Origin of the sequence: Rhizobium sp. BK049 (assembly GCF_014193135.1) — a bacterium.
In the GTDB taxonomy this organism is placed as follows: domain Bacteria; phylum Pseudomonadota; class Alphaproteobacteria; order Rhizobiales; family Rhizobiaceae; genus Rhizobium.
Genome location: NZ_JACHYV010000008.1, coordinates 1 through 16,943, shown reverse-complemented (window position 1 = coordinate 16,943; position 16,943 = coordinate 1). Strand labels below are relative to the sequence as shown.

The 16,943-nt window shown below is 61.3% G+C and carries 21 protein-coding genes; 9 read left to right on the top strand and 12 right to left on the bottom strand.

The annotated features are described in order from the left end of the window. Positions 1–83: 83 nt before the first annotated feature. From FHT70_RS10500 to FHT70_RS10480, 5 genes are all read right to left on the bottom strand, one after another. A complete protein-coding gene (locus FHT70_RS10500) occupies positions 84–968 on the bottom strand; it encodes a hypothetical protein (protein WP_183700809.1) in 885 nt (294 codons plus the stop codon). 63 nt (positions 969–1,031) lie between these two features. Beyond that, complete coding sequence (locus FHT70_RS10495; protein WP_183700807.1) at positions 1,032–1,346, bottom strand: hypothetical protein; 315 nt, start codon at positions 1,344–1,346, stop codon at positions 1,032–1,034. Positions 1,347–1,460: 114 nt separating this feature from the next. Then, a complete protein-coding gene (locus FHT70_RS10490; protein WP_097598723.1) occupies positions 1,461–2,042 on the bottom strand; it encodes a BA14K family protein in 582 nt (193 codons plus the stop codon). Then, positions 2,042–2,203, bottom strand: a complete 162-nt coding sequence (locus FHT70_RS10485) for a hypothetical protein (RefSeq protein ID WP_183700805.1) — start codon at positions 2,201–2,203, stop codon at positions 2,042–2,044. The genes FHT70_RS10490 and FHT70_RS10485 overlap by 1 nt, the downstream gene beginning before the upstream one ends. A 106-nt stretch (positions 2,204–2,309) precedes the next feature. Next, positions 2,310–2,708 carry a DUF1236 domain-containing protein gene (locus FHT70_RS10480; RefSeq protein WP_085777859.1) on the bottom strand — a complete coding sequence of 133 codons (399 nt, stop codon included), beginning with the start codon at positions 2,706–2,708 and terminating at the stop codon, positions 2,310–2,312. 190 nt (positions 2,709–2,898) lie between these two features. Between FHT70_RS10480 and FHT70_RS10475 the strand changes: the two genes are divergently transcribed. Beyond that, on the top strand, positions 2,899–3,180 hold the full coding sequence (locus tag FHT70_RS10475; RefSeq protein ID WP_097598724.1) for a hypothetical protein: 282 nt from the start codon (positions 2,899–2,901) through the stop codon (positions 3,178–3,180). A gap of 80 nt (positions 3,181–3,260) precedes the next feature. On the opposite strand, the gene FHT70_RS10470 is transcribed toward FHT70_RS10475, so the two are convergent. Beyond that, positions 3,261–4,103, bottom strand: a complete 843-nt coding sequence (locus tag FHT70_RS10470) for a methyltransferase domain-containing protein (RefSeq protein ID WP_183700803.1) — start codon at positions 4,101–4,103, stop codon at positions 3,261–3,263. A gap of 159 nt (positions 4,104–4,262) precedes the next feature. Between FHT70_RS10470 and FHT70_RS10465 the strand changes: the two genes are divergently transcribed. From FHT70_RS10465 to FHT70_RS10455, 3 genes are all read left to right on the top strand, one after another. Continuing rightward, positions 4,263–4,439 carry a hypothetical protein gene (locus tag FHT70_RS10465; RefSeq protein ID WP_176536270.1) on the top strand — a complete coding sequence of 59 codons (177 nt, stop codon included), beginning with the start codon at positions 4,263–4,265 and terminating at the stop codon, positions 4,437–4,439. Between the two features lie 65 nt (positions 4,440–4,504). Then, positions 4,505–5,893 carry a sensor histidine kinase gene (locus FHT70_RS10460; protein ID WP_085777856.1) on the top strand — a complete coding sequence of 463 codons (1,389 nt, stop codon included), beginning with the start codon at positions 4,505–4,507 and terminating at the stop codon, positions 5,891–5,893. Positions 5,894–5,895: 2 nt separating this feature from the next. Next, on the top strand, positions 5,896–6,519 hold the full coding sequence (locus tag FHT70_RS10455; protein WP_085777855.1) for a response regulator transcription factor: 624 nt from the start codon (positions 5,896–5,898) through the stop codon (positions 6,517–6,519). A 47-nt stretch (positions 6,520–6,566) separates the two neighbouring features. Here FHT70_RS10455 and FHT70_RS30260 read toward each other — a convergent pair whose 3' ends face one another. Next, on the bottom strand, positions 6,567–7,067 hold the full coding sequence (locus FHT70_RS30260) for a hypothetical protein (RefSeq protein WP_246721811.1): 501 nt from the start codon (positions 7,065–7,067) through the stop codon (positions 6,567–6,569). A 301-nt stretch (positions 7,068–7,368) separates the two neighbouring features. Here FHT70_RS30260 and FHT70_RS10450 point away from each other — a divergent pair, with 301 nt between their 5' ends. From FHT70_RS10450 to FHT70_RS10430, 5 genes are all read left to right on the top strand, one after another. Beyond that, complete coding sequence (locus FHT70_RS10450; protein ID WP_183701055.1) at positions 7,369–7,866, top strand: hypothetical protein; 498 nt, start codon at positions 7,369–7,371, stop codon at positions 7,864–7,866. Positions 7,867–7,876: 10 nt separating this feature from the next. After that, positions 7,877–8,278 (top strand): GFA family protein, encoded by a 402-nt coding sequence (locus tag FHT70_RS10445; protein WP_183700801.1) that lies wholly within the window; start codon positions 7,877–7,879, stop codon positions 8,276–8,278. Between the two features lie 95 nt (positions 8,279–8,373). Beyond that, entirely contained in the window at positions 8,374–9,165 is a 792-nt protein-coding gene (gene xth, locus FHT70_RS10440; RefSeq protein WP_183700799.1) for an exodeoxyribonuclease III, read from the top strand. 65 nt (positions 9,166–9,230) lie between these two features. Further along, on the top strand, positions 9,231–9,461 hold the full coding sequence (locus FHT70_RS10435; protein WP_183700797.1) for a hypothetical protein: 231 nt from the start codon (positions 9,231–9,233) through the stop codon (positions 9,459–9,461). A 5-nt stretch (positions 9,462–9,466) separates the two neighbouring features. After that, the gene (locus FHT70_RS10430) at positions 9,467–9,649 is read left to right on the top strand and encodes a hypothetical protein (protein WP_085777852.1); all 183 of its coding nucleotides are present in this window, start codon (positions 9,467–9,469) and stop codon (positions 9,647–9,649) included. Positions 9,650–9,667: 18 nt separating this feature from the next. Here FHT70_RS10430 and FHT70_RS10425 read toward each other — a convergent pair whose 3' ends face one another. The 5 genes from FHT70_RS10425 to FHT70_RS10405 form a co-directional block, all read right to left on the bottom strand. Then, positions 9,668–11,752: an FAD-binding protein gene (locus tag FHT70_RS10425; protein WP_183700795.1), complete on the bottom strand. Its 2,085-nt coding sequence runs from the start codon at positions 11,750–11,752 to the stop codon at positions 9,668–9,670. A gap of 13 nt (positions 11,753–11,765) precedes the next feature. Continuing rightward, positions 11,766–12,935: a Gfo/Idh/MocA family oxidoreductase gene (locus FHT70_RS10420; RefSeq protein ID WP_183700793.1), complete on the bottom strand. Its 1,170-nt coding sequence runs from the start codon at positions 12,933–12,935 to the stop codon at positions 11,766–11,768. Between the two features lie 12 nt (positions 12,936–12,947). Further along, the gene (locus FHT70_RS10415) at positions 12,948–14,603 is read right to left on the bottom strand and encodes a GMC family oxidoreductase N-terminal domain-containing protein (protein ID WP_183700791.1); all 1,656 of its coding nucleotides are present in this window, start codon (positions 14,601–14,603) and stop codon (positions 12,948–12,950) included. Between the two features lie 9 nt (positions 14,604–14,612). After that, a complete protein-coding gene (locus tag FHT70_RS10410; RefSeq protein ID WP_183700789.1) occupies positions 14,613–16,151 on the bottom strand; it encodes a GMC family oxidoreductase in 1,539 nt (512 codons plus the stop codon). A 15-nt stretch (positions 16,152–16,166) separates the two neighbouring features. Beyond that, on the bottom strand, positions 16,167–16,943 hold a 777-nt coding region (locus FHT70_RS10405), incomplete at its 5' end, for an ATP-binding cassette domain-containing protein (protein WP_183700787.1).

The following is a 16,943-nucleotide window of genomic DNA, read 5'->3' as shown; positions in this document are numbered from 1 at the left end:
CGTGGGAATTTGTTCCCACACCAGCCGGACATCCTCCGACACAGCATCTGCTACGAGTCCGCAGGACCGGTGGCAGGCTCCGGTCACGGCGCCTTCGCTTGCTTCCTGGCTTCGCGTGCTCTTGCGGCGCGCCGGGCGGGCCTCAGTTCTTCGATCGTCGGCTGCCACCATTCGGCATCCCGACGGGGAGGCGTTTTCGCAGGCCAGGTACGGACGAGTTCGTCGAATGTCGGGGCCCGCCAGTACCCCCAGAGATGATCCTCGGTGACCCCGGGGTAGAAATCCGCGACGAGAGCCGGATCGACCAGTTCGCCGGTGATTTCTGTGAAAACGACGATCCCATACGAGGTGGCCACCGGGCGTCCTGTCGGCGGCAGGTCGTCGGTCGGAAGCGGGTAACGGCGGCGCTTGCGTTCCGCTGCGCGAAGCCTGCTGCGCATCTCCTGTTCGGTTCCCTTCCGCTCGTCGGCGCGCCGTCGCCTCTCCTCCGGTTCGTTTCTGCGAGCCGCCGCTTCAATCTCAGGCCATCTGCGTCTCAGCTCCTCATAGGATCGAAAGGGCACGTGCCATATTCGAAGATCGCCGCCCCATCGCGAGAACGGCACCTCGCGAAGTTCGTCGACGACGGTTTTTGAATAGGGCGTTCGGATTCGAAAGCCGGCCTTGCCAAGTTCCAGATATGGACTGTCGATGGGATCGAAGGCGAAGGCATCGCGTCCCTTCGCATCCGCATGCGCGTCGGCTTCGCTCTCCAGCTCGGCAAGCCATCGGCCGATGCGACGGGACGCCGTTCGGCCGGGAACGAACCAGGCCTTTCGCACGTCGTTCCAGCGGGCACGAGGGAAGCGGTTTCGAAACTGCTCGACAGTCATCCTGTCGTAAGGGAAGGAAACCTCTGCACCTGGCTTCGGCTCATCGTCACGGGGCGATCTCTCGTCCTGGTCAGCGGGCGATTTTGTTTCGATCATAGAAGGAGAACGCTCCCGCGTCGGGATCGGTTTCCGGCGCAGCCGTACGTCGCCTTAACGACGCTAGTGAACCGTCTTCGACGGCTTCTGCGGGTGCGAAATGTTATGCAGCGTTGCCATGAGCTTTTCGAACTCGTTCAAGACACGGTTGAACTCGGCGTCCGGCATCGTAACGATTTCCGATACTGTCGAAGAAACCGACGCAATCAGTTTATCGATCCAAACGCAGCGATCGGCCGGCACATTTCCGAGAACTTCGCGACGGAGTATCTTCAACTCGCGAAGAATACGACGGATAAGGGCTCCGCGTTCCGCCCTGCTCAAGAACGGAAGCCTTGTCTGCGCCAGGTGGATTTCTGCTATCAGCGTCGTTGCCATCCCCGCTCTCCGCCCCTCAAATACAACCGGATATCACAACCGCTGCGATTACAACACGGACTTTAGTCTGGCTAGCCAGTTCGGTTCAGTTTCGTACGGCTCGCCCATCAACGGTCAATTGCTCGTCGCGACCAGATCCGACATGTCGCAACTGCGGCGCGGTCCTTCCCATGGCTGATATGTATTGTCCTCCGGTCGGTACGATCTATAGCGGGCGGCGCATCGGGCTGCTGCCTGGGCATTGACTTTCGGGCCGCCGCCTTCATGGCTCTCGGCGATATCCTGCTGGAACGGCGAAGAGCATTCGCGGGTCCTGCCGCTATAGGATCGATAGCTGTTGGTCGCAGGATCGAAGGAACGGTAGCGCTGCGCGCACCAGGCAAGGTGCTCGGCAGCGAATTCTGGCCGCGGTTTCTGAGGTTCTGTCCACGGACGAGCGGGTTGCGAAGCCACCCTTGGCACCGTGGTGGTCGGAGCCTCGGTGACATAGCTGGAATAGACAGGTGGAATTCGTTCATAATGCTGCCGATGGGGATCGACCTTCACCGGACTCGTCGTCCACAGATCGGGGGCCGCAAGGTCCGTGAACGCGCGCGGTTCGGAATCCGCCACAACATGCGAGGCAACGGATGCCGCTGCCATGCAGGCGCCAACCGAGCTGACGATGCCGAAGGCGACCGTCGCAATGCCATTCATCAGCCCGCCTCCTGCTCTTGCGCCTGGGGAACCCAGACGCGCGCCGCGGCGCTGCCGTGACCTCCGGTGGCGACCAGCACGGCGAGAATGCCTACGATCGCAAAGAGGATGGCGATCAGCGGCACGGCGAAACCAGCAGATTTTTTTTCGGGATAAATCATGTTCCCTCTCCTCGACCCTGGCGGCCGCACGATGACCCTGCCGTCCATCGTGCGGCTGATCTGAAGATGATTTGGAAGACGCGGCAGAGCCACGTGAACGATCAGGTCACTTGATCACCTGAATCACCTTGCGGGACGAGGGTTCGACAATGACACGCTCGTCATTGACCACCGCGTAGGCATATTTCGGATCGTCCGGAACTGGGGTCACGACGACCGTTTCCGGCAGGGGCTGGCCGACGACCACCTTTTCCTTCACGACCACTCGTGCCGACGGTGCCGGAGCCTCGCGGACATAGGTGACGACCTTTTGCGGCGGCGGATCGATCGCCGTGCCGACGACTGCACCGGCAACGCCGCCGATAGCAGCACCGGCCGGACCACCAACGATAGCTCCGGTGATTGCGCCACCAGCCGCACCATTGACGGTCGAGGACTGGGCGAATGCGACACCTGACATCAGGGTCATGGCAGTTGCCGCGCCTGCAATAAGCTTGAAGAGCATCTTTTCCTCCTTCCTTTCAATGCGGCCTGCTTGCCGCTGCCAAACCAACTTGCTCGCGACGAGGTCGTTCCACGCCCCGGACCTCGGTCTGAGGCATCCCGGCCCTTGGTCTGGATTTTATTATTCGTCAGCCGCGCTATTCTCGAGCCGCACGCCATCGCATCGCGGGCTTGGGCAGGAGACCGAGGAGATGACACGATCCAACCGCCGGGAAGCAGGACGCAGGCGCCTGGCCATGCGTCTGCCGCAAATGCGGACGCTGATCATGCAGGCGCGCGACCCGTGGCAGCTCGAGCTTTTCGAGGCCTATCAGATGGCGGTCGAAGCGCGTGATCGGCTTCGAAGGCGACGGTTCAATTTGAAGCTGGTGCGGGAATATGACGAAACCTGTGTCGAGATCGAACAGCACGTCATGGGCGCGATGCCTCTCCCTACCTCAACTACCGCCTCATCCCCTAATCCGCGACCGTAGGTTCAATCCAGGCGCCAGGACAATGATTGTCCGCACGAGCCCCGGCACGGACAATCACGCGCGAGAGGACACCGAAGAGGTTAAGGAGCGCGGCCGGAGACGACCAGGGCACTCATGCTGCCGCAAGGACGGGCGCCATAGCGGGACGCCACCCGCTCGGCCACCTCATCAACGATTTCCGACATGCGCTCCGGCGCCCGCGATTCGATTTCTCCGCTGAGCGGCGTGCCCCGGCAGAAAGCGGTCGCGACATCCTGTGCTGTGGCCGCGATGGAAGTCAGTTCGAGCCGTTCGCAGGAAACCGCCTCGAATCCCGCCGATGATACTTCAGCCTTGATCGGGGTGGGGTCGAAGTAAGAATATGGCAAGCGCCTGAGGAAATCGGGAGGATCCGACGGGAAGAGGCTTGTCAGGCATTCGTCCACACATCTTGCGAAATCGTTCTCAGCAAGCGAATCCCACGTCGAGAACAGGAAATGGCCTCCGCTCCGCAACACTCTTTTCGCCTCGCCGTGGGCCTTCGGCTTATCCGGAAAGAACATGACGCCGAACTGGCAAACGACGAGATCGAACATCAAAGGGGCGAACGGCAGATCTTGCGCATCCGCGTGCATCCAATGCGTTCGCGACATCGTCACAGATGGTGCGCCGACGTCGATCATCGCCTGGCTGAGATCGGTGGCAACGATCTCTGCGGCCGGATCAAGCTTCGCCCGCAGCGCGCGTGTCAAGGCGCCGGTCCCCGCCGCGACTTCGAGCACGCTGACCGGCTTCGACCGTTCGGCTGCGATTGCCATTTCCAACGCATAGGGCTCAAAGAGAATCGGCACGAGAAGGGCTTGGTAAAGGTCGGCGACGCCTGCCCCGAACGGAGGGGGAGACGCGGCAAATGCGGCGCCTTCGATGTTCGCAGAAACTGTCACCACAAGTCTCCAAGCCAAACTCTATCGAAATTGAGATATGGCTAAATCCGCTGTTGTCCACGGGGACGGACCTTGGTCCCAAGCCCCTTCGACCGAAGTCCCCGACGCGGAACGGTCGCCTGACCGTGTCGTTTGAGCGATACGGAAGGAGATCCGCATATGACCCAAAGGAACAGATCTCATACGAATGATGCCTGGAACGTGTCCGTCATCGCCCTCGTCATCGTTCTGGCCGGCCTTCTCTATGTCTTCGGCGCAGCCATGTCAGGCGATAGCCTCCAACTGACCGAGAGCATCAGAGGCGCTGAGGTCTTCGATACCAGGAATCTGCCCTGATACAGTCTGGAAAAACTCTAAAGACGCTGTAGGTTTAGTCGGGAAAGTCTCTTACCGGTATCAAAATGAATTGGCTGCGCCGCTGGAATGCCCGCTCACTCGCCTCGCAATTTTTCATCGCGGGTGGCTTGGTCTCGATCGCCGCCATGTTTCTGGTGGGCATCCTTGTCACTCATCTGATCGAGGAAGCCGTCATTCATAATTCCGGCGCGGCGACGGCTCTTTACGTCGACAGTGTGGTGGCGCCGCTGCTTCCCGACATGCAAACGGAATCGCTGCTGGACGAAGGCAGCGCCCAGGCTCTCGACGAAACGCTCGGCCAGGGGGCGCTTGGCAGGCGCCTTGTCTCATTCAGGTTGTGGCGAAACGACGGCACCATCCTCTATTCGAACGACAAGGAACTGGTGGGCCAGAAGTTTCCCCTGAACGCCAAGCTGGAGAAGGCATTCGCCGGCTCGCTCGTTGCGCGCTACGAGATTTCCGATGACCCTGAAAGCGGCGCCGAGCGCGCGCTCGGCAAGCCGCTGATGGAAATCTACAATCCGGTTCTCCAGCCGTGGTCCGGCCAGGCGGTCGCTGTGCTCGAATTCTACGAAACGGCGGAAGGCCTTGGCGACAGCCTGGCTCACGCGAGGCTGCAGAGCTGGGGGGCGGTCGCCGCTCTCACTGGCGTCTTTTTCCTCGTTCTCTCCGCCCTGGTTTTTCGCGGAAGCCGCACGATAGAAGCGCAGCGCAGGGATCTCAAGGAACGGGTCCAGGAATTGTCTTCGCTGCTGGCTGAAAATCGCGGGCTCCAGCGGCGGCTGCAGCGCGCTTCGCAGCGTGTAGCGGCGCTGAACGAAACATATCTGCGCAGCATTGGCGCCGATCTTCACGACGGTCCGGCACAGCACATTGCCTATGCTTCACTGCGACTGGACAGCGATTTATTGATCAATGCGTCCACCGAGCCCGAAGCGCGCGAAAAAGAACTTGCGTGGATACGCTCGAGCCTCGCCGAGGCCATGACGGAAATCCGCAATATCTGCAGCGGACTGGTGCTGCCGCAGATCGAAAAGTCCTCCATCACCGATATCGTGCTGCGGGTCGTCGAAGCGCATCGGCACAAGACCGAAACCGTTGTCGAAACGAACATCGACGAGGATGGACCCGAGCTCGCTGCTGCCGTAAAGATCTGTATCTATCGCTTCGTTCAGGAAGCCTTGAACAACGCCTATCGCCACGGCGGCGGCGTTCAGCAGAGCGTGAAAGCCGTGTCGCACAATGGTCATGTTTGTGTGGAGGTCAGTGATCGTGGCGATGGGTTCGACCCGACGGAGGTGAGGCCGACAAGCCTCGGCCTGGTTGGGCTGCGCGAACGCATCGACAGCCTGGGGGGATCTTTCGATATCAAGACAGGTGAAGGCGGAACGACCGTGACCATGACCTTCGAGCCTATGGAAGCTGGAGAGTAGAGATGACACCAATCACCGTCGGCGTCGTGGACGACCACCCGCTTTTTCGCGAGGGCGTAACGCGCAGCTTGTCGGAGATGAGCGACTTCGTGGTCATTGGCGAAGGGGCCAACAGCGAAGACGCTGCCATGATCGCTTCAAACAACCGTCCCGACATCATGCTCCTCGATGTCTCGATGCCCGGCGGCGGATTGGCTGCGATCGGCGACGTCCTGGCGCTCAGCCCGACGACGAAAGTGCTGATGTTGACGGTATCCGAAGAGGTGGACACGCTGCTCGGAGCCCTGCAGCAGGGCGCGATGGGCTACGTTCTCAAAGGTGTCGGTTCCCGCGGTCTCGCCGAAGCGATTAAAACCGTCCTCAGCGGATCGCGATATGTCTCGCCGACGATGTCGGCGAAGGCGATGGAAAATTCGCTACATAACGGAAACTCCGACAAGAACAGTCTGACGCCAAGGGAGCGCGAGGTGATGGATCTCGTCGCCCAAGGTCTGTCCAACAAGCATATCGGCCTGCGCCTCAACCTGCAGGAAAAGACCGTAAAGCACCATATGACCCAGATCCTGAGCAAGCTCGGCGCCTCGAACAGGACCGAAGCGGCCCTCCAGTGGCGCGAACGACGATAGCACCGGGTCGACCTGGCATCGCTGCGGTGGCATTTCCGCATTCTGCCTTAGCGAAGGAATCGGCTCAGCCGGCTTGCGTCGCTAGCCGTCGCCTGTCGGCTTATGATCGTCCTGCCCTTCGAGTCCTTCATGATATAGCGGCCACTGCGCAGGCTTTCGGTGATGCCGTTCGCGTGGCGAACGTTGATCGACCCATCGGTACCTTCGGTCGCTCTGGCCTTCGATCCTGTCGACGTCGAAGCCGAGGAGGAAGAGGATCCGGCGCTGCTGTTGGAGCTTCCACCTGAGCTGTTGCCGGAGCCACTATTGCCGTTTCCGCCCCCGTTGCCATTGCCTCCCCCGTTGCCCCCTCCTCCACCGTTGCCGTTTCCGCCGCCGTTTCCGCTACCGTTGCCGTTCCCATTATTGCCGTCTTTTGCCTCTGCGTGTTTCGCCCTCAGAACGCGAAGGGAGCCGTCGAGGTTAATCGTCACGGGTGATGCGGCAACCACGAGCGCGACGGCAGCGCAGCCGCCCAATCTCAAAAAACCTCGTTTCGAGACAGTCAATGCCATTGCCTTGTTCATCCGTTCTTCGCCGTTCCTACGCTCCTTGGACTCCTGGGAATTTTCGCCTTTCTGAGAACTAAATGCAACCGGACCTAGGTACTAAGAAAAGGCAGGACTTTGGTCCGGCAAACAGTGGATGCGCCCCTAAAAATACGAGCGCTGCCATCAAAAATACTGCCTCTGCGCGTGTATTGTCGACTTTGCCGCCATCGTGATGTTGGATGAGGCGCGGACGCATTTTTCTGGAACTTCTTTCGTCGTGGTCGCTTTTGATTATCAAAATGCAACGGAGGAAACCGCGATGCCGAACCCGAATGAATCACCCGCCGTCCAGTCCTTGCGAAAAGAGCAGGCAGAGCAGCGCAAACAATCCCGAAAGGGCGAACTCGACAAAGCGATCGAAGACACGTTTCCTGCTTCTGATCCTGTTTCCGCCACTCATACCTCCATTCCCGCCGGCCGCAGCGATGTAGAGGCGGCTGAGCGAGTGAAGCGGGAGCCTGATCCGACCGCGATTGACCAAGAGTACCCGCTGGTCGATCAAGCCTTGCGCTCTACCGGCCAAACAGCCCGCGCCTCGGACAGATTCGATGCAAATCGCGAAGAGTTGCGCGCGCTTCAGAAAGAAGCCGGCCGGGTGGCCGAATCCGCCTCCGAGCTGGCTTCCGGAACAGCCCGCCTGGCAAAGGCCGAAGCGAAGAGCTTTGTCCAGGACATTGAGGATCGGATCCGCCGGCAGCCGCTGACGGCTGCAGCGATCGTCGCCGGCATCGCCTTCGTCTTCGGCGCAACGCGCTGAGAGGACCACAATGGCGAGCCAATGGACCGGCGGCTGCCTGTGCGGATCCTGCCGATATGAATTCAGCGGCGATCAGCCGCATTCGGGATACTGCCATTGCGACATGTGCAAGAAGGCGACGGGAGGTCCTTTCGCGGTTCTTGTCCAGGCCAAGGTTCAAGATCTCGCCTGGACAAAGGCTTCCCCTGCCGTATACCGATCCTCACCCATCGCGACACGTGGCTTTTGCGGCGCATGCGGAACCCCGCTCTTTCTTCAGTATGACGGCGACGAACTGATCCGCGTGACAGTCGGTTCGCTCGATCACCCCGACAGGATACGCCCGGCAGGTCATTACGGCGTTGAGAGCCGGCTTGACTGGGCCGACTGCGGGCGCGGACTACCGGAGGAGGAAACTCAGGAGCGTTTCTGAAGGATGCCGCGAAAAATTATGCCCGTGACGCCCGACCAGTGAACAAGTAGATTGCGGCCAGCTTCTGGATCTGGCCACCGTCGCGGCGTGAGCCCATGAAAATTGCAACCTACAATGTCAACGGCATCAACGGGCGACTGAACAACCTGCTCCGCTGGCTGAAGGAGGATGCCCCCGATATCGCCTGCCTTCAGGAACTGAAAACCGACGACGCCAATTTTCCGCGAAAGGAGGTCGAACGGGCCGGCTACGGCGCCGTCTGGCACGGGCAGCGATCCTGGAACGGCGTCGCCATACTGGCAAAGGACAAGATACCGATACTGACCCGGCGCGGTCTTCCGGGCGATCCTGACGATACCCACAGCCGATATATCGAAGCCGTCATCGAGGGCATGCTGATCGGATGCCTGTATCTGCCGAACGGCAATCCTTTTCCCAGCGCCAAGTTCGAATACAAGCTTCGCTGGTTCCGTCGCCTGCACGCTTATGCCGCCGAACTGCTCGAAATCGAGGTGCCTTCCATCCTTGCCGGCGATTTCAACGTCATGCCGACGGAGATCGACGTCTATAAGCCGGAGCGCTGGCGAGACGATGCGCTTTTCAGGCCGGAAGTCCGCAAAGCCTATGCCCAGCTTGTCTCCCAGGGCTGGACGGATGCCATCAGGCATCTGCATCCGGACAAGCGCATCTACACCTTCTGGAAATATTGGCGGAACAGTTTCGAGCGCGACGCCGGGCTTCGGATCGACCACTTTCTCCTCAGCCCGACGGTGGCGCCGTGGCTTCGATCGGCGACCGTCCGGCGCAAGCCGCGGGGCTGGGAGCATACGAGCGACCACGCACCCGTCATGATAGAGCTCGATGTTCCCGCAGCTGAAGCCGTGTAAGCGATCGCAGAATATCAGGGAACCTGCGATGGCTGCCGGAGTTTGCCTGCAAAGGAGATTGTCCGATGCGCACGAAATCCATTCCCAATTCCGCCAAGCTTCCGCCGAAGTCGTTGAATGAGGATACTCAGGACGACGAGCTGCCCGAGGCAGATGTCGACGACCAGCGCAAGCCTCCCGTTAGCATGGGCAACAGCCGCGAGGCGGGCGACGGCGTCCCCGGCTCCGACCCTGAGACAGGCCGCGCCGATCAGAAGGGTCGCATTCCTGCCCCGCAATTCTCCAATCGGAAATGATCGTCATGGGCGAAAGCAAGAACTATCTCAATACCGACGAAATCCAGGCCGACGACCAGTTGTCGCCGAAACCGGTCGAAGGAAAAGATCCGCCGAGGCATGTGCGCAAAAGCGAAGAAGCCGTCACAGAAGGCTCTGACGATACGGAGCGCATCCGAGTTCCTCCGCCGGTCGCAAATCCCGATTGATATGGTTACAGCGTCGCCTCATACGCCAGCGCCAAGGTCGTAGATGCGGCCCGTCAGCCAGGCGGGCCAGTCCCGCTCGAAAAAGGATCTGGCGCTTTCATCCAGTTCGCGGTTGGGACGGGTTGAAAGCCTGATCTCATCGCCTTCGAGCCGGACGATGATCTGCTCCTTGCGATGCGCTTCGCTTTCCTTGCGAAAGCGATAGTGCTCCAGTGGACCGACGCTCGCCAGCGGAAGGAATTCGCCCTGTGCATCGCAGATCGCGCGTGCTCCTCGACTGCCGCCGCCCTTGCCGATGAAGAAGTCCAGCGCACTCAGCACCGCTTCCGAGGCGAGCGCCATGTGCCGCCATTGCACGCCTCGGACCGCTTCGGCCGCGCGGCCGTAGGCGAGGCCGTTGGCGCGGATTTCGGCGTTCAGCTTCCGCGCTTCGACCAAGGCCTGGCGGACGCTCCTTTGATCGCAGATGATGCCCGCCTTCTCGCTCATGCGTGCCTGCACCGCCGAGCGGACCACTTTCACGGTGAGCGGGCTTTCGGTCCGCAGCGCGGAAAGAAGATTGGCGATGCCCGCCTCCGCCGCCTCCGGTACACGTCCCGCGGCAGCCCGCTTCGCCCCGCCGCCGGCGCCGATGTGTTCGGCCACCCGGGTGCCGAAGACCTGCCCGGCATTCAGCGCCGCTCCACCGGGCCTTGTTACCCCATGTGTGCCCGCCGCCTCCCCGATCGCGTAGCAGCCACCCAGATTGGTGCGGCCCCAGCTATCGACCATGATGCCGCCGTTCATGTGCTGGTTGTTGACCGCGAACTCCAGCGGCTCTTCGGCAATATCGATCTTGTAGCGGCGGTAGAGTTCGATCGCGAGGGGGTTCATATGCTTCAATCGATCGATCGGCATTTCCTGATCGGCGCCAGCCTTGCCGAGATAGAGCCGAACATCCTCGTCCAGCCTTTCCAGGCTGAATGGCAGGTCGCCGGGAACGGGCAGAGGATTGCGATTGAAGTCCATAAAGACGCGCCGACCCGCTGCGGTCTCACGGTAAATGGCGAGATCGACCAGGCTCGAGCCGAAATCCAGCATCCGGGTGGCGTGGAACGGCCATTGATAGCCCTTGCGGAATATGTTCGACGCCAACTCCCGGGTGCTTCGATAATATTCCGCCAGGAAATGGTGTTCGGCGCCTTCGCCATCGACTGAATAGATATGTGGGATTGCCTGGACGTACGTGCCGGACAGATTCCACGGGAAGCCCTCCCTGCGCGTCCCGATGCCGAACTGGCTTTCGGTCAAATTGACGAGCTCGACGCCTGCCTCCAGCGCCAATCCAAGGGAGCCGAAGCAGCCGTTCGGGTACACGCTGTCGCGATAGAGTTCGCCCGGGCCGCCGCCGGCGAGCACAATCACGTCACTCACGAACAAGGCGATGCCGAGCGGGTTCTCCTGCCTACGGTCGCCGGCGCGCATGACGAGCATGCCGGCGACATGACGATCAGCCCCCGAGCCCTCGGTGAGGATTTTGACCGCGGTGGTCTGATTGTAGAACGGCACGCCGAGCCGGATCGCCTCCTCCGCCAGCACCTTGACCATCAGCCGCGACGTGCGCGGGCCGCAGCTGGTGGCGCGGCCGACCTCGTCATGGTCGGTCTGATATCTCAGCGTTCCGCCAAGCGGATCCTGGGGCAGCGGCAGCCCCAAGAACTGCAGCGACGCCATCATCCGCGACGAGCCCACCGCCTCGACATAGGCCGTGTCTTCGTCCATGGCGCCGCCGCTGCCGATGGCGCGGGCCATCGCCCTGTAATTATCGCCCTGATCGGCCGTGTTTGCGGTGTGAAGGGTTTGCTTATCGGAGCCTGAGCAGGCCGAAGTTCCGCCCCATGCACTTTGACTGATGATGACGACATCGACGCCGCGCCGCTTCATTTCCACCGCCGCACGCAAACCCGCAGCGCCGGATCCGACGACGACGCAGCTGGCTCGGTGGATCGGCACGTCGATGCCTGCGAGGCGGGCTACTCCGGAAGCAGGAGCCTCCGGCGGAAGCCGCGGCATATCGACGTCGGTCAGTGCGTCAAGAATTTCCTGCGGAACGTCTATTGTCATCGGCTCGCCACAATCAATTGAGCGGGATATCCACCCAGCGTCTCTGCCGGGAGGACTCCATGCATGCGTCGACGATCTGGCAGATATGGTGGCCGGTATCGAATGTCGGCCACATCGGTTTGTTTGCGACAATCGATCGGATCACCTCCGCCACCTCGATGATCTTGCTTTCATTGTAGCCAATGCCGAAATTCGGCAGCGGAAGGAAGGCCCTGAAGGTGGGGTTCTCAGGACCGACGTCGATCTCGCGAAAGCCCCGGCGTCCCGTGCTGTCGTCGTTGGAGTAAAAACGCAGCCGGTTAATCTCGTCATAGGTATAGGCGATGCTGCCCTTCGTTCCGTAGATTTCATAGGTCTGCATGAATTTGCGGCCGGTGGCGACGCGGCTGAAGTCGACGATGCCGGCGGCGCCGTTTTCGAACCGGCACAGCAGGTTCGTCGCGTCGGGATTGGTGATATCGGCCCAGGCCTCGTTGCCTGACAGTTTCACCTGCTCCCCATAGGCAAGCCCCTCGACGATCGGCCGGCGCGGGGTGACGATGAGATTGTCGGCGATCAGGGAGCTGACGCGGCCAACGAGGAAATCCATGAAACTGAAGATGTGCGAACCGGTGTCGCCGACGATCCCGGTCGGCGCGAGCTTGCCATCGGCACGCCACATGTAGGGCGCTGTGGGATCCCCATACATGTCGACATGCTGGCAGCCGCGAAACAGCTTTATCTCGCCGATTTCACCGGATTGGATGATCTCTTTCGCCAAATCATGAACGGGGTTTCGGGGAAACGCGTGTCCGACACGTGTAATAACCCCCTTCTCTTTAGCGATCTCGGCCAGCTCCCGCGCTTCATCGGCGGTGTTTGCCAGCGGCTTCTCGCAATAGACATGTTTGCCGGCCAGCAGCGCGGCCTTGGCCACCGGATAGTGAAGATGATCGGGCAGACAGATATCGATCAGATCGACTTCGGGATCGGTGACCGCCAGCTTCCAATCCTGGTAGATCCTGGCCCCCGGCGCCCTGTTGCCGATATCCTGCGCTACGTCAGGGTTGCTGTCGACAAGCGCCACGATCCGCGCCGTTCCGTCCGACACGCCGAAGAAATGCTGAAAGGTCTGATAGGCCATCGTGTGGACCTTTCCCATCCAGCCCGAGGCGCCAAGCACTGCAACTTTCACTTCAGACATTGTCGTTACTCCTTAGCGGATCTCGGCGCGGGCCCGCGGCCTCGTATCATTGCGCTCATGGGCGAAGATCGCCGACGGCAGCGCAGGCAGGCCCCGAATGAGGTCCGATCCTTTTTCGCCGACCATGATCGTCGGCGCGTTGGTGTTGCATGACGGCACGCGCGGCATGACTGAGGAATCGCAGACCCTGAGGCCTTCCAGGCCGTGGACCTTGAGATCGAGCCCGACAACCGCGTCGGACCCGGTTCCCATCTTGCAGGTGCCCACCGGATGATGGTCGGTCTTGGCATTGGCGCAGCCATAGTCGAAAAGCTGCTCGTCGGTCACGACCTTCGGCCCGGGAAGCCTTTCGGCCATGACATAGGGTTTCAGCGCCGCCTGCTGCATGATTTCGCGGGCGATCTTGAGCCCCTCCAGCGACATCTTCCTGTCGTGAGGATCGGACCAGTAGTTGGGATCGATCAAGGGAGCCGCACCCGGATCGGCGGATGAGAGACGCACCGTCCCTCGCGAGCGCGGATGCAGATAGGCCGAGTTGAGCGTGACCCCGGCGTTCTTGAGCCGCTCGACGCCTGCTTCGATGCCAGAACCGAGGCCGAGGTGGAACTGGATATCGGGAGACCGTGCGTCGGGATCGGCATACCAGAAGCCGCCGGTCTCGAAGAGCGACGAGGCGACCGGACCGGTGCGGAAGAGAACATATTGAATTCCGGCCCAAATTGTCCGGTGGAGCTTCGCGACGCCGTCATAGGTGTGATCGCCGGTGCATTCGGCGATAACGAAGAGATCGAGATGGTCCTGAAGATTGCCGCCGACGCCGGGCAGATCGTGGAGGGGCCTGACGCCAACCGAGGTCAAATGGTCGGCCGGCCCTATCCCGGACTGCAACAGGAGCTTCGGCGATCCGATCGCGCCTGATGAGACGAGGACTTCGCGTTCAGCCCGCACGACCTCCAGACCGTGTCCGGTCGCGATCTCGACGCCGACCGCGCGGCCTGCCTCCAGCATGATGCGGACGACGCGCGCGCCCGTCCGGATCATGAGATTCTTTCGGTTTTTGATTGGCGAGAGATAGGCGAACGATGCCGATGACCGGCGGCGGTTGCGCTGGGTGAGCTGATAAAATCCGACGCCGGCCTGCTGGCGGCCGTTGAAATCGTGATTATAGGGTATGCCGAGCTCCTGACCCGCGCGAATATAGGCGTCGCAGATTGGCAACGGTGCAGCCGGCATCGAGACACCCAGCGGACCGCCATAGGCGTGGTAGTCGTCTGCGAAACGTTGATTGTCCTCAGCACGTTTGAAATAGGGCAGGATCGAACGGTAGTCCCAGCCCTCGCAGCCGTCTTCACTGGCCCAGAGATCATAATCGGCCGCGCTTCCGCGGGTGTAGAGCTGTGCATTGATCGACGAGCCGCCGCCGATGATCTTTGCCTGGGTGTAGCGAAGCACCCTGCCCTTCATGTGCTTCTGGGGAACGGTTTCCCATCCCCAACTGGCGACGCCCTTGGTCATCTTGGCAAAGCCGGCGGGCATGTGGAAAAGAGGATTCCAGTCACCTCCGCCCGCCTCCAGCAGCAGTACCTTGACATCGGGATCTTCGGTGAGGCGGCTTGCAAGAACGCAGCCCGCAGGACCGGCACCGGTGATGATATAATCGAATCCCATTTTACTGTCCTATTTGAAGCCGGCGCGCATTAATGGATCTGCCTGTGTCTGCAAATCCGTCGATGCGATGTGATGGGCAACTCTGAGCGCTTGACTGGCGACGGTGAGCGCGGGATTGACCGCAGCCGATGTGGGGAGAAAGCCGGCGTCGACGACGAAAAGATTGCCGTGATCGTAGGACCGGCAGTATGGATCCAGTGGTGCTGTTGCCGGGTCGTTTCCGATGCGGATCGTTCCGCACTGATGGGACGGCGTGCGTTTGTCGAAGGGTCTGGATAGCACGATCGGAAAACCGATCGACCGCAGGATCGCCTTCAGCTTGGCGACAAGCGCAAGATGCGCGTCCCAGTTGGTCCTCTGCCATTTAAGGATGATCCGATCGCCGTCGACCATTACGCGGCTTTCGGGATTCGGAACGTCCTCGCTCATCGCATAGAAGTCGATGGCATGGTCCGTCATGAAACGCAGAAGCCATTCCGGCGCCTGCGGCAGAGAGCCTTTGAGGACCTTTTCGGAAATACGCCCCAGCAACTGCACATTGCCGAGCGGCGGTCCGCCCTCCCCGTCCGAGAGATAGAAGTCGTTGAAGGCGAAGGTCTTCTGGTAGACAGCGGTGTTCCTGAAGCGCGGCGAGACCGCTATCACGGCCGAGGCGTTGTGGTTCATGAAGTTGCGGCCCACCTGATCGGAAGAGTTGGCGAGCCCCCTCGGGAAGCGGTCGTTCTTCGAACGGAGCAAAAGCACGGATGACTGGACCGCACCGGCGGAAAGAATAACGATCCTGGGCGAGACGGTCAGCGTCTGTCCGTCCTTGACATAGGTGATCCGGTCGATCCGGCTCCCCGCCCCCGTGTCGAGCCGTATCACCCGTGCATTGGTCTCAAGGCGCACGTTCTCGTGTTTCAGCGCCACCGCGAGCGCTGCGGTCTCGGCATCCATCTTGCCGTCCCGCGAATTCGGATGCGCATCCCAGGGCGTGCGTGCCTTGGAGAGCCAGGCATCGAGATCCAGGCCGAGCGGCAGCGAAAACGGATGCAGGCCTTTCGCCTTGAGGCGTGCCCTGACGTCGGCGACCGGCGCCTCATCGGGCACGGGCGGGAATTCGTAGGCAACCGAGTGATGCGGTTCGGTCGGATCTTCGCCAAGACTGCCGCGAACCTGATACATCAGCTCCGCCTTCGAATACCAGGGCTCCAGCTCTTCATAGGGAAAGGGCCACGCCGGCGACACGCCTTCCCGATGTTCAATGACGTCGAAATCCTCTTTGCGGTAGCGTGACAGGACTGCGCCGTAGAATTTCGAGTTGCCGCCGACATTGTAATAGTTGCCGGGGTTGAAGCCCCTGCCGTTCGCTTCGTACCACGTCTCATTCGGCCGGAAGTGGCCACGCTGGAAGATGGCGCGCTGGTCGCGATTGACGGGAAGATCAGCAATATGATCGCCGGCTTCGAGGACCAATATCTGCGCACCTGATACAGCCAGGCCGGCAGCGACGGTGGCGCCGCCGACGCCCGAGCCGATAATGACGATGTCTGGTGAACCGCTCATGTCAACACCTGGTGATCACGCGATCCGCGCCTGCGTTTCCGGATCGAAGAAGACAGCCTTGTCGAGATTGAAGGCGAGGCGTGTGTGCTGGCCGGGTGCGATACCGGCATCGGCGCGCAGGCGGGCGACGACTTCCTTGCCGCCGAGCTTGGTGACGGCGAAGGTGTCGGAGCCGGCCGGTTCGACGACCTCGATCAGGCAGTCGCCTTCGGTCAGCGACCGGGCATTGCGGTCGGCGCCGTCGGGGTCGGTCAGCGCCTCGGGGCGGATGCCGAAGATCACCTGCCGGCCGGCATAGGAGGAAAGGCCGTTGGCGCCTGTCGTGACGGGCAGCGTCAGCGGGGCGGCGTTCGGCCGCTCGAGCGAGACGGCAAGGCCGCCGGCGCCGTTTTCGACCGATGCCTTGACCAGGTTCATCGCCGGCGAGCCCATGAAGTCGGCGACGAACATGTTGGCGGGATTGTTGTAGATCTCCGCCGGCGTGCCGAACTGCTGGACAATGCCGTCCTTCATCACCGCGATGCGGGTGGCGAGCGTCATCGCCTCGATCTGGTCGTGGGTGACGTAGACGATGGTCTTGCCGGTCGCCTGGTGCAGCCGCTTGATCTCGATGCGCATGTCGACGCGCAGTTTCGCGTCGAGGTTGGAGAGCGGCTCGTCGAACAGGAAGAGCTTGGGATCGCGCACCAGCGCCCGGCCCATGGCGACGCGCTGGCGCTGGCCGCCCGACAGCTGGCTCGGCTTGCGGTCGAGCAGATGGCCGATCTGCAGCACCTTGGCGACCTTGTCGAT

Bases quoted from the DNA above. Each gene is read 5' to 3' on its own strand.
- FHT70_RS10410 (WP_183700789.1), bottom strand. From the start codon at position 16,151: ATGAGCGGTTCACCAGACATCGTCATTATCGGCTCGGGCGTCGGCGGC.
- xth (WP_183700799.1), top strand. From the start codon at position 8,374: ATGAAAATTGCAACCTACAATGTCAACGGCATCAACGGGCGACTGAAC.
- FHT70_RS10465 (WP_176536270.1), top strand. From the start codon at position 4,263: ATGACCCAAAGGAACAGATCTCATACGAATGATGCCTGGAACGTGTCC.
- FHT70_RS10425 (WP_183700795.1), bottom strand. From the start codon at position 11,752: ATGACAATAGACGTTCCGCAGGAAATTCTTGACGCACTGACCGACGTC.
- FHT70_RS10460 (WP_085777856.1), top strand. From the start codon at position 4,505: ATGAATTGGCTGCGCCGCTGGAATGCCCGCTCACTCGCCTCGCAATTT.
- FHT70_RS10485 (WP_183700805.1), bottom strand. From the start codon at position 2,203: ATGATTTATCCCGAAAAAAAATCTGCTGGTTTCGCCGTGCCGCTGATC.
- FHT70_RS10450 (WP_183701055.1), top strand. From the start codon at position 7,369: ATGCCGAACCCGAATGAATCACCCGCCGTCCAGTCCTTGCGAAAAGAG.
- FHT70_RS10435 (WP_183700797.1), top strand. From the start codon at position 9,231: ATGCGCACGAAATCCATTCCCAATTCCGCCAAGCTTCCGCCGAAGTCG.
- FHT70_RS10475 (WP_097598724.1), top strand. From the start codon at position 2,899: ATGACACGATCCAACCGCCGGGAAGCAGGACGCAGGCGCCTGGCCATG.
- FHT70_RS10420 (WP_183700793.1), bottom strand. From the start codon at position 12,935: ATGTCTGAAGTGAAAGTTGCAGTGCTTGGCGCCTCGGGCTGGATGGGA.
- FHT70_RS10445 (WP_183700801.1), top strand. From the start codon at position 7,877: ATGGCGAGCCAATGGACCGGCGGCTGCCTGTGCGGATCCTGCCGATAT.
- FHT70_RS10495 (WP_183700807.1), bottom strand. From the start codon at position 1,346: ATGGCAACGACGCTGATAGCAGAAATCCACCTGGCGCAGACAAGGCTT.
- FHT70_RS10415 (WP_183700791.1), bottom strand. From the start codon at position 14,603: ATGGGATTCGATTATATCATCACCGGTGCCGGTCCTGCGGGCTGCGTT.
- FHT70_RS10430 (WP_085777852.1), top strand. From the start codon at position 9,467: ATGGGCGAAAGCAAGAACTATCTCAATACCGACGAAATCCAGGCCGAC.
- FHT70_RS10500 (WP_183700809.1), bottom strand. From the start codon at position 968: ATGATCGAAACAAAATCGCCCGCTGACCAGGACGAGAGATCGCCCCGT.
- FHT70_RS10455 (WP_085777855.1), top strand. From the start codon at position 5,896: ATGACACCAATCACCGTCGGCGTCGTGGACGACCACCCGCTTTTTCGC.
- FHT70_RS10490 (WP_097598723.1), bottom strand. From the start codon at position 2,042: ATGAATGGCATTGCGACGGTCGCCTTCGGCATCGTCAGCTCGGTTGGC.
- FHT70_RS10480 (WP_085777859.1), bottom strand. From the start codon at position 2,708: ATGCTCTTCAAGCTTATTGCAGGCGCGGCAACTGCCATGACCCTGATG.